This is a genomic window from Corynebacterium sp. HMSC070E08 (genome assembly GCF_001808895.1).
Lineage (GTDB): Bacteria > Actinomycetota > Actinomycetes > Mycobacteriales > Mycobacteriaceae > Corynebacterium > Corynebacterium hiratae.
This window is the reverse complement of record NZ_KV794749.1, coordinates 14,054-27,569: the sequence shown is the minus strand read 5'-3', so window position 1 is coordinate 27,569 and position 13,516 is coordinate 14,054. Positions and strand designations below refer to the sequence as shown.

General features: G+C 61.0%; 13 protein-coding genes. 2 read left to right on the top strand and 11 right to left on the bottom strand.

Features of this window, described 5'->3' with window-relative positions; genetic code table 11:
* Positions 1–22: 22 nt before the first annotated feature.
* The 10 genes from HMPREF2526_RS04935 to HMPREF2526_RS04890 form a co-directional block, all read right to left on the bottom strand.
* Positions 23–694, bottom strand: coding sequence for a response regulator (locus HMPREF2526_RS04935; protein WP_070546173.1), 672 nt, complete (start codon positions 692–694; stop codon positions 23–25).
* Positions 675–1,880 carry a sensor histidine kinase gene (locus HMPREF2526_RS04930; RefSeq protein ID WP_070546171.1) on the bottom strand — a complete coding sequence of 402 codons (1,206 nt, stop codon included), beginning with the start codon at positions 1,878–1,880 and terminating at the stop codon, positions 675–677. Before HMPREF2526_RS04930 ends, HMPREF2526_RS04935 begins: the two co-directional genes overlap by 20 nt.
* Positions 1,881–1,910: 30 nt before the next feature.
* Positions 1,911–2,816: a polyphosphate kinase 2 gene (gene ppk2, locus HMPREF2526_RS04925; protein ID WP_070447108.1), complete on the bottom strand. Its 906-nt coding sequence runs from the start codon at positions 2,814–2,816 to the stop codon at positions 1,911–1,913.
* Positions 2,817–2,904: 88 nt separating this feature from the next.
* Positions 2,905–3,372 (bottom strand): PepSY domain-containing protein, encoded by a 468-nt coding sequence (locus tag HMPREF2526_RS04920; protein ID WP_246819157.1) that lies wholly within the window; start codon positions 3,370–3,372, stop codon positions 2,905–2,907.
* 97 nt (positions 3,373–3,469) lie between these two features.
* Positions 3,470–4,348: a fumarylacetoacetate hydrolase family protein gene (locus HMPREF2526_RS04915; protein WP_070546169.1), complete on the bottom strand. Its 879-nt coding sequence runs from the start codon at positions 4,346–4,348 to the stop codon at positions 3,470–3,472.
* A 5-nt stretch (positions 4,349–4,353) separates the two neighbouring features.
* Positions 4,354–4,893 (bottom strand): aminoacyl-tRNA hydrolase, encoded by a 540-nt coding sequence (pth, locus tag HMPREF2526_RS04910; RefSeq protein ID WP_070510332.1) that lies wholly within the window; start codon positions 4,891–4,893, stop codon positions 4,354–4,356.
* 144 nt (positions 4,894–5,037) lie between these two features.
* Positions 5,038–5,694 carry a 50S ribosomal protein L25/general stress protein Ctc gene (locus HMPREF2526_RS04905; protein ID WP_070546168.1) on the bottom strand — a complete coding sequence of 219 codons (657 nt, stop codon included), beginning with the start codon at positions 5,692–5,694 and terminating at the stop codon, positions 5,038–5,040.
* A gap of 209 nt (positions 5,695–5,903) precedes the next feature.
* Positions 5,904–6,878 carry a ribose-phosphate diphosphokinase gene (locus HMPREF2526_RS04900; RefSeq protein WP_049154279.1) on the bottom strand — a complete coding sequence of 325 codons (975 nt, stop codon included), beginning with the start codon at positions 6,876–6,878 and terminating at the stop codon, positions 5,904–5,906.
* A 24-nt stretch (positions 6,879–6,902) separates the two neighbouring features.
* Entirely contained in the window at positions 6,903–8,366 is a 1,464-nt protein-coding gene (gene glmU, locus HMPREF2526_RS04895) for a bifunctional UDP-N-acetylglucosamine diphosphorylase/glucosamine-1-phosphate N-acetyltransferase GlmU (RefSeq protein ID WP_070546167.1), read from the bottom strand.
* 65 nt (positions 8,367–8,431) lie between these two features.
* Positions 8,432–9,691 (bottom strand): MFS transporter, encoded by a 1,260-nt coding sequence (locus tag HMPREF2526_RS04890; protein WP_070515884.1) that lies wholly within the window; start codon positions 9,689–9,691, stop codon positions 8,432–8,434.
* A 70-nt stretch (positions 9,692–9,761) separates the two neighbouring features.
* Here HMPREF2526_RS04890 and HMPREF2526_RS04885 point away from each other — a divergent pair, with 70 nt between their 5' ends.
* Positions 9,762–11,396 (top strand): multicopper oxidase family protein, encoded by a 1,635-nt coding sequence (locus HMPREF2526_RS04885; RefSeq protein WP_070546194.1) that lies wholly within the window; start codon positions 9,762–9,764, stop codon positions 11,394–11,396.
* Between the two features lie 73 nt (positions 11,397–11,469).
* Here HMPREF2526_RS04885 and HMPREF2526_RS04880 read toward each other — a convergent pair whose 3' ends face one another.
* Positions 11,470–12,108, bottom strand: coding sequence for a DUF4352 domain-containing protein (locus HMPREF2526_RS04880; RefSeq protein WP_070510327.1), 639 nt, complete (start codon positions 12,106–12,108; stop codon positions 11,470–11,472).
* Positions 12,109–12,563: 455 nt separating this feature from the next.
* On the opposite strand from HMPREF2526_RS04880, the gene HMPREF2526_RS04875 reads away from it, so the two are divergent.
* Positions 12,564–13,283: a trimeric intracellular cation channel family protein gene (locus tag HMPREF2526_RS04875; protein WP_232751610.1), complete on the top strand. Its 720-nt coding sequence runs from the start codon at positions 12,564–12,566 to the stop codon at positions 13,281–13,283.
* Positions 13,284–13,516 lie beyond the last annotated feature (233 nt).

Here is a 13,516-nt window from a genome sequence, read left to right as displayed (position 1 = left end):
GACCTCCTACCGTGGTAGGAGCTTAGGCAACCCCAGCACGCTGCGCTAAGAGAACGAGGGCCACTCGGTCACGTGCGGCGAGTTTAGACATGAGCGCGGAGACGTGAGTTTTCACCGTGGTTTCTGCGATGACCATGTCGGCGGCTATCTCCGCATTTGTAGCACCACGCGCGATGAGCGAAAGCACTTCCATCTCGCGGCGTGTTACAAGACTGAGTCCTTGGCGTTCCTGGGCGCTGAGGTTTTCGCGCGTCAGCGCCGAGCGATAAGCCTCCAGCACTGGGCCGGTTACCCCGGCGGCCAGCACCGATTCTCCTTGCGCCACGTTGCGAACGGCGGTCACAAGAACCTCTGGGTCGGCATCCTTCAGCAGGAAGCCGTGGGCGCCAGCGGAGATGGACCGCGCCACGAGTTCTTCATCATTGAATGTGGTGAGCATGATGATGCGGCACTCGGGCTTGCGCTCGAGTATGGCTTGAGCCGCTCCGATGCCGTCCATGCCGGGCATGCGAATGTCGAGGATAGCCACATCAATGTGGTGGCTTAGTGCTGCTGTCACGGCGTCCGCCCCAGTGGCAGCGGTTGCCGCGACCTCGATGTCTTCTTGCGCAGTGAGGATGGTAGACAACGCTGAGAGCAGCATTGCTTGATCATCGGCCAATAAGACGCGGATTCTAGATCTGCTGTGTGGCATCCTTGGTCTCCTTCATCGGTATCTGTGCGTGCAAGGAAAAGGAATGAGCATCGCCGGAATAGTCGAGGCGACCGCCAAGCGAACGAGCTCGTTCCGCCACTCCGACTAAGCCCACGCCGCTGCCCGCGACGTTGCTTGGCGTGGGATGAGGATTGGTGGAGGTGAGGGTGAGCGCGGCGGCGTCATCAAGTACAAGCTCAACCACGACATGCGTGCCGACGCCCTGATGGCGCAGAGCATTCGTCAAGCCCTCCGTGGTAATGCGCACCAATGCCATCTGCACCAACGACGGCACGGCGTATTCAGCTGGGAGGTTTGCGTCGACTTTCAGCCCAGCAGCGCGGAAGCCTTCGAGGATTCCTTCGATGTGCTCAAGTTGTTGAGCAGGCTCCAGAGCCGTGGGTCGGGGTGAGCGCAAGGCAGCGACGATTCCGCGAACCTCGCGCAGGGCGGTATCCGCATTATCGCGGATCGAAAGAAGTGCTTCTTCAGCCGCGCCGGAGTCCGCAGTCGCTGCAATGATGCCTGCATTAGCCTGAACCTTAATCAGGGTGAGGGAATGGGCAAGGACATCGTGCAGTTCCCGTGCAATGAGGAGGCGTTCTTCTTCTTGTGCCTGGTGGAAGCGCTCGCGGGCTAGTATCTCCCGTTGGCGATCACGGTCAAAATACCGGGCAGCGATGAAATACGTGCTGCCCAGCACTGCCCAATGGGCCACCACCATGGCAAGGAAGGGTGTGTCTACCTCATAGCGCAGAAGGTAAGTCTCAGTGTCGATGCGCCACATGAAGGGGGAGATAAAGGTACCGAGTGCGGTGATGAGGAGGACCACCCGCGGAACCAGCCTCTGGGTGATGTACCGCGAGGTGGTGTACACGGCCATGGGGGCGGTCAGCGCCCACGGGGTGAGGCCGCTATTGGTGGGGAGCTGGTTCATCCATATGACAGCCCAGGCCAGGAGCAGAACTAGGAATCCTGTTGCGCTCACGATTGGCCTCGAGCGCCACACGAGGAAGAACGGTATGAACAGCAGCGACAAGAGAGCCTCGAGTACTTCCACCGTTCCGGAAGAGGAAAACGCCAAGGCACAATAAAAGGCCGCTACGAGCCCCGCGACTCCTGCGAGTAGCGCGTCCCCCAAATGCACCGAGGACAGGAAGGTACGCGCGGTGCGGGAAGAGCTCATAGACGGCCATGGTAGTACATGCCGAAAGTACTACTTCTTTTTCTTGTCCTTCTTGCCCTTCTTTTTCTTTCCCTGCTTCTTGCCGGAGCCGTTGCCGTTGACCTTGTCGCGCTCCAAATCGGCTGCGACATCTGGTACGTAGGCAAATTCATTGCGCGGCGGGCGTACGTATTCGGCCTCGAGCTCGGGGCGATCTGGGATCTCAGGAACATCCTGCTCTACGTGCTGGTACGGAACCATCTTGAGGATGTGGTTGATCACGTTGATGCGCGAGCGCTTCTTGTCCTCGGATTCCACGGTGTACCACGGGGAGGACGGGGTATCGGTGTGGACGAACATTTCATCCTTGGCACGCGAGTAGTCTTCCCAACGGGTAATGGACTGCAAGTCCATGGGGGAGAGCTTCCAGCGGCGCAGCGGATCGTTGCGGCGGGACTTAAAGCGTGCGAGCTGCTCCTCATCAGAAACGGAGAACCAGTACTTAAGAAGGATGACGCCATCCTCGATGAGCATGTGCTCCAGCAGCGGAGCCTGGTGAAGGAAGCGCACGTATTCTTGCTGGGAACAGAAGCCCATGACACGCTCCACGCCGGCGCGGTTGTACCAGGAACGGTCGAAGATGACGATCTCGCCGGCGGTGGGCAGCTTCTCAATGTAGCGCTGGAAATACCACTGGCCCGCCTCACGGTCGGTGGGCTTCGGCAGCGCCTCGATGCGGCAGGTACGCGGGTTCAGGTATTGCGTAATGCGTTTGATGGCGGAACCCTTGCCGGCAGCGTCGCGGCCTTCCATAATGATGACCACGCGGGCGCCGGTCTCAACGACCCACTGCTGCATCTCGACGAGCTCTGCTTGGAGGCGCTTAAGCTCGTCCTCATAGGCTTGCTTGTCTAGCTTCGGCGGCTTGGTGGCAGACTTCTTAGACTGTGAACTCATACCTTTAAATTTACCTCTTAGCTGGGGAAATGCCTAACCGCAGGGGTTAGAGATGTGCGTGGGATGGAGCTGGGGATCAGACTGGCGATCAGTCAACCTCGTGTTGCATCACCGCGCCGCTGGCGGCGTCGACATCGAGCTCGTGTTCCTGGCCGTTGGCCTTGAATTCAATCTCCCAGTGCGGGCCCTTGCCGTCATCACCATCGTCGTAGTCGACTTCCTTTTCTGTGACGGCCTGGGCATCAACGCCGGCGTGGGCTAAGGCTTTCTCAAAAGCTTCATCGCCGCTGAGCATGCCGGAGCCCTCTGCGTTGCCGGTGGCCCCGGCGCCAGCCGTGCCGGCAGGCTGCTGAGCGTCATCATCGTCGCGGTCATCATCACGGTCATCGTCGCCAGCATCCGTGCCCGTCGCTGTGGCCGTTTCCGTCACGGTTTCCACCGGCGCGGGAGTCGGCGTCGGGGCGGGCTCGGCCTCCTTATCCGACGAGCACCCCACCAGCGCGGTGCTGGCGCAGAGTGCGATGCCGGCGGCGGTGAAACGGGAATGAAGAGTCATCGAGGCTCATCCTCCTCAGTCAATCAGGGGGAAATGTGGTGCCTCACCGTATCGAAATCAGAGCGTGCTCGCTGAAGAGCCTGGATATGGCTGACTGTTAACGGCCGTGACAGGTGCAGCCTTCGCCGCAGCCACCGGCAGCAGGGGGCTCACCGAAGCGCGTAGTGTTCTCAATTGCCCCTAGCCCTTCGAAGCTGATGCGGGTGCGGGAGCCGTCGCCCAGCAGCGCCTCCTCACCACGCGCGAAGCCCACACCTTCCGGAGTGCCGGTGGCAATGACATCGCCCGGATTGAGAGGGTAGAGGGAGGAGCAGAAGGCGATGAGCTCGGCCACGGAGAAGATGAGGTCATCGGTGTTGTCGTCTTGGCGCACGTCGCCGTCGACGGTCGTGGTGAGCCGCGCGGCCTTGCCCGGGGCCCATTCATCAGCCGTGGTCAACCACGGCCCGAAGCCGGCGGTGCGGTAGAAGGATTTGCCGGCGTGGAACTGCGTGGTGGCGCGCTGATAATCCCGCAGGGTGTAGTCGTTCATGATGGCATAGCCGGCCACGTAATCCAGCGCATCTTTCGTGCTCACCCGGTGCGCGCGGCGTCCCATGACCACGGCGAGCTCTCCTTCGTAGTCCAGCTTCTTCGTGGCATAGTCCGGGACATAAACGTCGTCGAAGGGCCCGGTCAGGGCCTCCGGAAACTTGATGAAGAGCGTGGGCTGCGTGGGAAGCTCGCGCCCCATCTCCCGGGCATGCTTGGCGTAGTTGACGCCAACGCAGATAATCTTTCCCGGGTTCGGGATGACGGGGGCTAGGTCGGCATCGTTGAAAACCACAGGCTCGCCGGACAGCTGCGCGGCCTTGCTCCAATCGGGGCTGGCGAGCAATTCTCCGACGTCCTCATAATCCAGCTCGGTGCCCACGTTGGGGCCGTCGATGCGGATAGCGCAAGTACCAAAACTGGTGCGGAGAGTAGCGAGCTTCATGGCGGCTAGTCTAACGCGCGAAGAATCTCATCGACGGCATCGGCACAGATGATGGGAATCTCGTGGGCCTCCTGCTTAGTCCACGGCTTGAGCACGAATGCGGCCGGATCCATACGGCCGGGCGGGCGGCCGATGCCTACTGAAAGCCGCTGATAATCCTTGGTGCCCAGGGACTTCGTGGTGGAGCGCAGGCCGTTATGGCCGTGGTCCCCGCCGCCGAGGCGTCGCTTGATGGTGGCGAAGTCGAGCTCCAATTCATCGTGGATCACGATGATGTGATCATGAGGAACATTGAAGTATTGGGCGAGTGCCTTGATGGGACCGCCGGACAAGTTCATGAAGCAGCGCGGCTTGGCGACGATCACTTTGGTATCGCCACGTCGCGCTTCGGCGACATCCGTGTTTGTCTTTTTGTGAACAGAAAAGGAAGCGAATAGCTCGTGGGCTAGTTCATCAGCCACGTCAAAACCGATGTTGTGGCGAGTGCCGGCGTACTTCGGCCCGGGGTTTCCTAGGCCAACGACGAGAAAAGGAGAAGAAGTCACGCAGCCATTCTAAGCCGCTGGGGTGAAGACACAAGAGCGCACCGCCACCTGCACGCTCACCCCCTCGGTATGTAGGGGAGGGAGTGAGAAAGAATGCAGGCAGCGGTGCGCTAGAGAATGAGGAGTGATAAGGAGAGGGGAGTTTTACTCCTCGTCGGCCTTCTCCTCGGCGGCGCCCTCGTCTGCGGACTCGGCGCCAGCCTCAGCGCCGCCGTCCTCGGCAGCCTCAGCGGCAGCCTCGAGCTCCTCATCAACCTGCGGCTCGGAGATGGAGACGATGACGGTGTCTTCCTCGGCCACGAGGGTGGTGCCCTCCGGCAGGGTGATGTCGCCAGCGGTGACCACGGTGCCATCCTCGAGACCCTCGATGGACACGGCGATCTCCTCCGGAATGTTGAGTACGTCGGACTCGACCAGGAGGACGTCGGCATCCTGGATGGACATGAGGCCCGGAGCCGGCTCGCCCTCGAGGACAACCGGAACCTCGACCTCAACCTTCTCGCCACGCTTAATGGAGAGCAGGTCGATGTGGTCGATGTTGAAGGTCAGGACGTTCTGGTCGACGTGCTTGACCATGACCAGGTGCTGCTCGCCCTCGAGCTCCAGCTCGAACACGGCGTTGACGCCGTGGTTACGGACCAGTGCGGTCATTTCCAGGCGGTCGACGGCGAAGTGCAGAACGTCGACGGCGTGGCCGTAGACAACGCCCGGGATCTTGCCTGCAGCGCGCAGACGGCGAGCGAAGCCCTTGCCAAACTCAGAACGGACTTCAGCCTTCAATACGGGGCGCTCAGAAGCCATAAGTAAATCTCCTTAAAGTATCGTTGTGCGGCAAGGGCTCATGAAGAACCGTGTAGATACGACAAAAGCCTGCCGATGGACGTCTTGGACGAGTCATCGCAGGCTTAATACAAGATTCACTGCTTAACTTGTGCTATCGCGTCGATAACGGATTTCTCCCTCGCCGAGACGCACAAGATTTTAGCAGCAGCGTTGTCGCAGAACCAAATCTAGTGAGTCTCAAACAGCGTGGTCACGGAACCGTTCTCGAAAATCTCGTGGATGGTGCGAGCCAGCAGCGGAGCAATGGACAGCACAGTGAGGTTGTCCCAGCCCTCGGTGGACTGCGGCAGAGTATCGGTGGTGATGACCTCGACAGCGCCGCACTCGGACAGGCGCTCGCGAGCCGGGTCGGAGAAGACACCGTGGGTACAGGCAATAACCACGGATTTGGCGCCGGCCTCCTCCAGTACGCGGACCGCGCCCGCGATGGTGCCACCGGTGTCAATCATGTCATCGAGCAGGATGCAGTCCTTGCCCTCGACGTCACCGACGACGCGGTTGGACACCGTCTTGTTGGCTTCGGTGTTAGAGCGGGTCTTGTGGACGAAGGAGAGTGGGGCATCGCCCAACTCGTGTGCCCACTTCTCTGCCACCTTCACGCGGCCGGCATCGGGGGAGACCACGGCCAGGTTGTCCATCGGGTACTTGGACTTGATGTAGTCGGTCAGGATCGGCATGGCGTGCATGTGGTCGACCGGGCCATCGAAGAAGCCCTGAATCTGGTCGGTGTGCAGATCCACGGACACGATGCGGTCGGCACCGGCAGCGGCGAGCAGGTCCGCCACTAGGCGGGCGGAGATGGGCTCGCGGCCGAGGTGCTTCTTGTCCTGGCGCGCGTACGGGTAGAAGGGCAGGATGGCGGTGATGCGCTTAGCAGAGCCGCGCTTGAGCGCATCAATCATGATGAGCTGCTCTACCAGCCACTTGTTGAGCGGCTGGGTGTGGGACTGCATCACGAAGCAGTCAGCACCACGGACGGACTCCTCGAAGCGAATGAAGATCTCACCGTTGGCGAAATCGCGGGCGGTGGTCGGAACCAGATCGGTCTTGAGCTCCTTGGCCACAGCCTCAGCCAACGCCGGGTGAGCGCGCCCGGTGAAGAGCATCATGTTCTTGCTGCTGCCGGTAACCTTGCCAGTCATCAGTAGATATCCCTTTACTTGTCGTTAGTTAGTGGTCTGATCGTCAGCCTGGGCGTCCTGTGCCTTGTCGGCGGCTTCTGCTGCCGGCGTGCCCGGACGCTTCTTTTGCACCCAACCTTCGATGTTGCGCTGCTTGCCGCCGGAGACCGCGAGCGCTCCCGGGGGAACGTCGTCCTTAATTACTGTACCCGCACCGGAGTAGGCGCCATCACCGACGGTGACGGGGGCGATGAACATGGTGTCTGATCCGGTGCGCACGTGGCTGCCGATGGTGGTGTGGTGCTTGTTGACGCCGTCATAGTTGACGAAGACGGAAGAGGCACCGATATTCGAGTAATCACCCACGGTGGCATCACCGATGTAGGTCAGGTGCGGCACCTTGGTGCCGCGGCCAATCTGCGCCTTCTTCGCCTCGACGAAGCCGCCCAGCTTGCCCTCTTCACCCACGATGACGCCCGGGCGGATGTAGGTAAACGGGCCAATCTGCGCATTGCTGCCAATGACGGAGTCGAATCCGTGCGTGCGCACGACGCTGGCGCCCGCTCCAACCTGCATGTTGGTCAGGGTGGTGTCGGGGCCCACCTCAGCACCATCGGCGATGGTTGTCGCACCCCACAGCTGGGTGTTCGGGTGAATGACAACGTCCTGGCCAATGGTCACGTTGACGCCGATCCAAGTGGTATCGGGATCGACGATGGTGGCGCCGCCGCGCATGGCTTCCTCGACCACACGGCGGTTGAGAATGCGGCCGGCCGCGGCCAACTGCACGCGGTCATTCACACCGGAGAGCTCCTCCGGATCGACAGCAACGTGCGCGCCGACGCGGTGGCCTCCCTCGCGGGCGATCTCCAGCACATCGGTGATGTAAAGCTCGCCCTGGGCGTTGTCGGAGTTGAGCTTCGTCAAGGCGTCGCGAAGCACGGCTCCATCGAAAGCAAAAACGCCGGAGTTGACCTCGCGCACCGCGCGCTGCTCCTCGGAGGCATCCTTTTGCTCCACGATGGCGGTGACCGATCCATCCTCGGCGCGCAGCACGCGGCCGTAACCGGTGGGATCCTTCAGGGTCATGGACAGCACGGTCACGGCGTTGCCTTGGCCGGTGTGGGTCTCGTGTAGCTGACGCAGTGTCTCCGGGCGCAGAAGCGGAACGTCACCGTTGGTCACGATGACGGTGCCGTCGAAGTCAGGCAACGCACTCAGGCCGCACTGGACGGCGTGACCGGTACCGTTCTGCTCCTCCTGGACGGCCTGGGAGACCTCGCAGTCCAGCTCCTCGGAGATGGCATCGACGGCAGGGGAGACCTGGTCGCGCTGGTGGCCCACGACGACCACGAGGTGCTCCGGGTTCAAGCCAGCGGCTGCGTGGAGAGCGTGGCCGAGAAGTGACCTCCCGCCAATCTCATGCAACGTCTTCTGGGTTGAGGATTTCATGCGGGTACCTGCGCCTGCGGCAAGGACGATGGCGGCGCAGTTCGTTACTTCAGCCACGAGTGTGTGCTTCTCCTGTGATTGGGGATGTCAGGACTTACTTTTTTCATCATAACGCCTGCGTTCTATTTTTCGCGTGAGACCTCCGGAAGTGCCCGGGCACGCCAGGCGCCGAGCAGACCGATGCAGGCCAAGAACAGAATGGCTGCCGAGGGACCAGCCAGCGCGATCACGGCGGAGATGCCGCCAATCACGAGGAGAATGACACCCATCATGGTGTTTGCAGCCCCGACGTAGCGGGTGCGCTTGTCTTCGCCAGCCATGTCCACCACATAGGTCTTGCGCGCCACGCGAATGGCAGTGTGCGCCAGGTTGACCAGGAAGAAACCGAGAGGCAATGCCCACATGCTTACCGCTGCCGGCGCCCACGCGGCACACGCGACGATGCCCAGCAGGATGATCGCTGCGGCACCCGCACCCCAGGACATGACCAAGCGGGAGGACTTATCTGAGAGCACACCGGATACACGGCCACCCACGAGGCTGGCCAGGCCTGAGGCCAAGACGAAGCCGCCGAGCCCACTCAAAGCCTGCGAACCGATGCTCTGCGAAAGCACCACGATAAAGGAGGTGGACAGGGCAGACACCAAAAGCAGGGCACGAACGTTGACGAAGCTGCGGAAGCGGGAATCCTGGGTGTATAGCTTCCAGGTATCCGTCCACCAGCTGCGGTTCAGGCACTTCTGGCCGGCATCATCCGGCACCGGCTCCTCGATGGTGCGGAATACTGCTGCCGCCAAGAACCACGTGGCCGCACCGATGGCCAGCAATGCCGCCAAGCCCCAGCGCGGGAGCTCACCCAGCACGGCGAGGATGCCACCGGTAATCAAGGTGACCGCGCCGCCGAGCTGCGTGGCCCGGCCGGTCACTACTCCGCGGTGGCCCTTGGAAATGGTGCGGCCCTGCACGTCTTTGCCGGTCAGCGAACACAGCGCGCGCAGCACGGCGAGAGCTGCCAGGGCGAGGCAGACGATGAGGCCGAGGAGGGGGCCGTCGACAAGCACCGCAGCCGCCGCGATGATCGCCGCGCACAGACCCTGGCCCACCGAGCCCAGCACCCACAGGCGTTTGCGTGCTGGATGGGACACCACCCACGGGGTCAGCGCCGCCTGCGGGAGCATGGAGCCGGACTCGCGCAAGGGGACCAGTAGGCCCGTGAAGAAGCCCGGCACCCCGGCCACGCTAAACAGCCAGGGTAGGACCGTCTTTCCGGAGAGCAATTGATCGCCCACTCCCTGCAGGCCATTCGACCAGACGAAGCGGCGGGCATTGGCGGACTCTTCGGACGGTGAGGAGCCGTGGGGAGATGCTGAACGCGAAGCCATGACTGTGATCTTAAGCCCGGCTCGCTCCAATCCGGGGTCTAAGGTTCACCTGATCTCTATCCTGGGAGGCATGTCTATCTCCGCTCGCCCTACAGTATCCCGCCGTATTTTTGTCCAGGGTTCCGTGCTGACTGTTGCCGGTGCCGCCGTGATGGGGTTGAGCGCCTGCTCCACTTCGGGGTCGAAGAATCAACCGGAGCCGCTGGGCTACGACGGCGAGCCGCGTGCCCTGCCCATCCCGCCCGTGGAGGAAGGGGAGGTCGTCGACGGCACGCGCGTATTCAAACTCACCGCCCAGGACGGCTACTCGGAGATCCTCCCCGGCAACGACCGCACGCGGACGTGGGGCTTCAACGGCGCCTTCTTGGGCCCCACTCTGCGGGCTCGGCGGGGCGAGAAAGTCCGCGCGGAAATCACCAACGACCTCATTGAGATGACCACGGTGCACTGGCACGGCATGAAGCTTCCGGCCTATTCGGATGGCGGCCCGCACTCACCGATTGAGGTGGGCAAGACCTGGAAGCCCGAGTGGGAGATCATCCAGCCCGCGGCCACGCTGTGGTACCACCCGCACCCGCACATGGCCACGGCCACGCATGCCTACCGCGGGCTGGCGGGCATGTTCCTCATCGGTGACGATGTGGCCGATGACCTGGACCTGCCGCAGGACTACGGTGTCGATGACATCCCGGTAGTCATCATGGATGCCAAGTTCACCGATGACGGCCAGATTGATGAAAAGAGCGATAACACTCTGGGCCTTCTGGGCACCACGCCTCTGGTCAATGGCATCACCAATGCGCGCTTCGACGCCACCACGCGCCGGGTTCGCTTGCGCCTACTCAACGGTGCTTCGATGCGCTTCTACACGCTGGAGCTCAGCAACGGTCCCTTCCATGTCATCGCCACGGACACGGGGCTTCTCGACGCCCCCGTGGAAGTCGACTCCCTCTTCCTCGGCCCCGGCGAGCGCGCCGAAATCATCGTGGACTTGGGGCCCGGCAAGGAAGTCCAGCTGCGCTCGGTGCCGCGCAAGGATAATTTTGGGGTGCCCAAGGACAAGGACGCGGCCGACTTCGGCTTCCAAGATTCCTTCGACCTGCTCACCATTTCCGGGCCGGCGGAAAACGCCTCGGAACCACCCGCCCTGCCGGCAACCCTTGACCCCGCCGCGGCGGAGACCCCGTCCACGGAGGGGCTTGAAGAGCGCGAGTTCGTGCTCAACACCTTCATGATCAACGGTGAGCAGATGGACATGGCACGTGTGGATACCGTCATCGATCACGAAGCCCCGGAAATCTGGACCGTGACCAATGAGAACTCTGACTGGCCGCACAACTTCCATATCCACAACGCCCGCTTCAAGGTTCTGGAGTGGGACGGCGACGAGAAGATGGATGTGTTCAACTCCGGCTGGAAAGACATTGTCAACCTTCCGCCGAAGGTCACCGCACGCCTGCTGGTGGAGTTCGGTCACTTCCCGGATAAGACCATCCCGTACATGTACCACTGCCACATGCTGCTGCATGAGGACGAGGGAATGATGGGGCAGTACGTCATGGTCAACAAAGGCGAGAAGCCCGACGTGCGCGTCAAACCCGCCGCCTTAGTCTTCGACCAAACCGCCACCGCCCACTCCGCACATGCCGGCCAAGTGGTGGACTCCTCCCGCAGCCCCTATGCGACGCCGGAGGCGAAGGCTTAACCGAGAGCCAAGTTTGGGCTTCAGCAGCTTGAGGATGTGGTGGTAGCTGGGGTCAGTTTCGTCGGCGTGCGTGCTAACTACGCACGTCTATGGAGGCAAGCCTGTTTCCAATCGTGTTGTCGCCCCTGTCATCGTATGCAAAAGCTGCGGGTGTGAAGTCGCCGGGAACCTCGAATACCCAGGTATATGGTGTGGAGAATCCCGGGCCAATGGAGTTGTTCTGAATATCCCGGTTTGCTTGAACTCTCCAGTGGTCGTCGAGGGGTTCGTACATGCGGCCCTCTTGGTCAGCAATCCAAGCGAACATGCCAAAATCGGCGATAAACGGGGTTTTCCCTTCGTTGAAGACTGTTCCGGAAACGACGACGAATTGTGCGCCCTCGTTCCGAGGAGCTTCCATGGCGGTATCAGGTGCACCCGGGTTGAATTCTTTAGTTCTCAGCTCAACGTTGGGGGAGAGCGTCACGGAGTCGATGATGACCTTTTCGTTTCCGCTCATAGCTGGTTCACCGAGCTTGGGGAGATCGTCGAGGGTTTGGCTCTTGGCGCCGCCATCTTGTGTATTTGAGCTGTTAGCGTTGTTCATCTCGCCTGCTTGCGAGGACTCCGGTTCTGCAGAGGCTGTGGAAAGCTGCCCCGGTTCAGAGCCAATGAACGCATAGGTAGCGCCTGCACCCACTGCAACGCCGACCACGGCAGCGACTGGAACCATCCACCATGCCGCCTTCGGGGATGCTGACTTAGCGGATGAGCTGGAACCAGCCGATTGTGGTGCAGTAGAAAACGGGTTCTGTCCTAGTGTCGGTTGTGGCGGTTGCTGTGCATCGTTAGGGAACATGACTGACCTTTAGAGAGAAGAGAGTGAATGAATTTTTCACAGTGTAAACCCACAGCACTGCGTTTCCACTATCAGAGCATCAGTGTGCGTCACAGAAGGGGAGGGTTCGGTTTCCCTAAAAGTGCAGACCTGCTGGTCGTCGACAAGCAGTGCGTTGGCGCTTCACGACGCCCACGCTGCATCAATGCACTTCCAGGTCTTCACTTTTGGAAACAATGAGTGTCAAGGGTGCTTGAGTAGACACTCTGAGGCGGCACGGGGCTAGCGGTAGTGAACTGCAACAAATTCACTATCGTTATGTGAGCAGTACGCTAGGGTCAGTATCTGTGATTCAGGAAGTCGACCCGCTCATCCATTCCCTGTACCAGGTCTTTGACCTCATCGGTGTGGTACTCAACGGCATCATCGGTGGCACGATTGCGCGCCGCAGGAAATTCGACATCATTGGCTTCGTCTTTCTGGCGCTCTTTTCGGCGCTGGCGGGCGGCATGATTCGTGACATGCTGATCTCTCATGGCCCAGCAGCCGCTATCTCTGATCCGTGGTATCTCACTCTGGCATGCGTGGGTGCGCTCATTGCTTTCTTGATGGACCTCAAGGGCAAGGTCTGGGAGATCTTCCTTGAGCACGCGGATGCTGTCATCTTGGGTGTGTGGTGTACGACTGGCTGTGTGAAGGCGCTGGCCTACGATATGCCGTTTATTGCCTGCGTCTTCTTAGGTGTTCTGACCGCAGTGGGCGGCGGTATGGTGCGCGATGTTGCTTCCGGGCAGATTCCCTCGGTCTTTGGCGGCAGCCCGCTGTATGCCGTGCCGGCGGTACTTACCGGAATCGTGATGGCTTCCTTCGCACACTTCGATAAGTTTGCCCTCGGTATGATCGTCTCGCCCTTCGTGGGCTTTGGTCTGGCAGTTACGGCGTATTGGCGCGGGTGGGTGCTTCCGCGAGCAGGTGTAGCGCCCCTGAATTACACTGCGGCGCAGGTGGCATCGATCGCGCGGAGAGCCGAAATTAGGGGTTTTCGGCGTGGCCGCAGAAATCGTAAATAGGTTCTCGCGGGATTTGAACCTATCACTTGCGCAATACGGTCAGTTCCACGCAGCCCCCGAAGGCTCTCGTCCAGCGCTTTCTCGATATGTTCCTTCGCTTTTCTCCATACGTGTCATCGCACCGTCGAACCATGTACGGTGCCCGGGGCGCTCAGCTGCCCGCCTCGCTGCTCGGTCCGCAATAGTGCTTTCGGACCATGATCTTTACGCCGCTTAACCTGCTTCTCGATCAC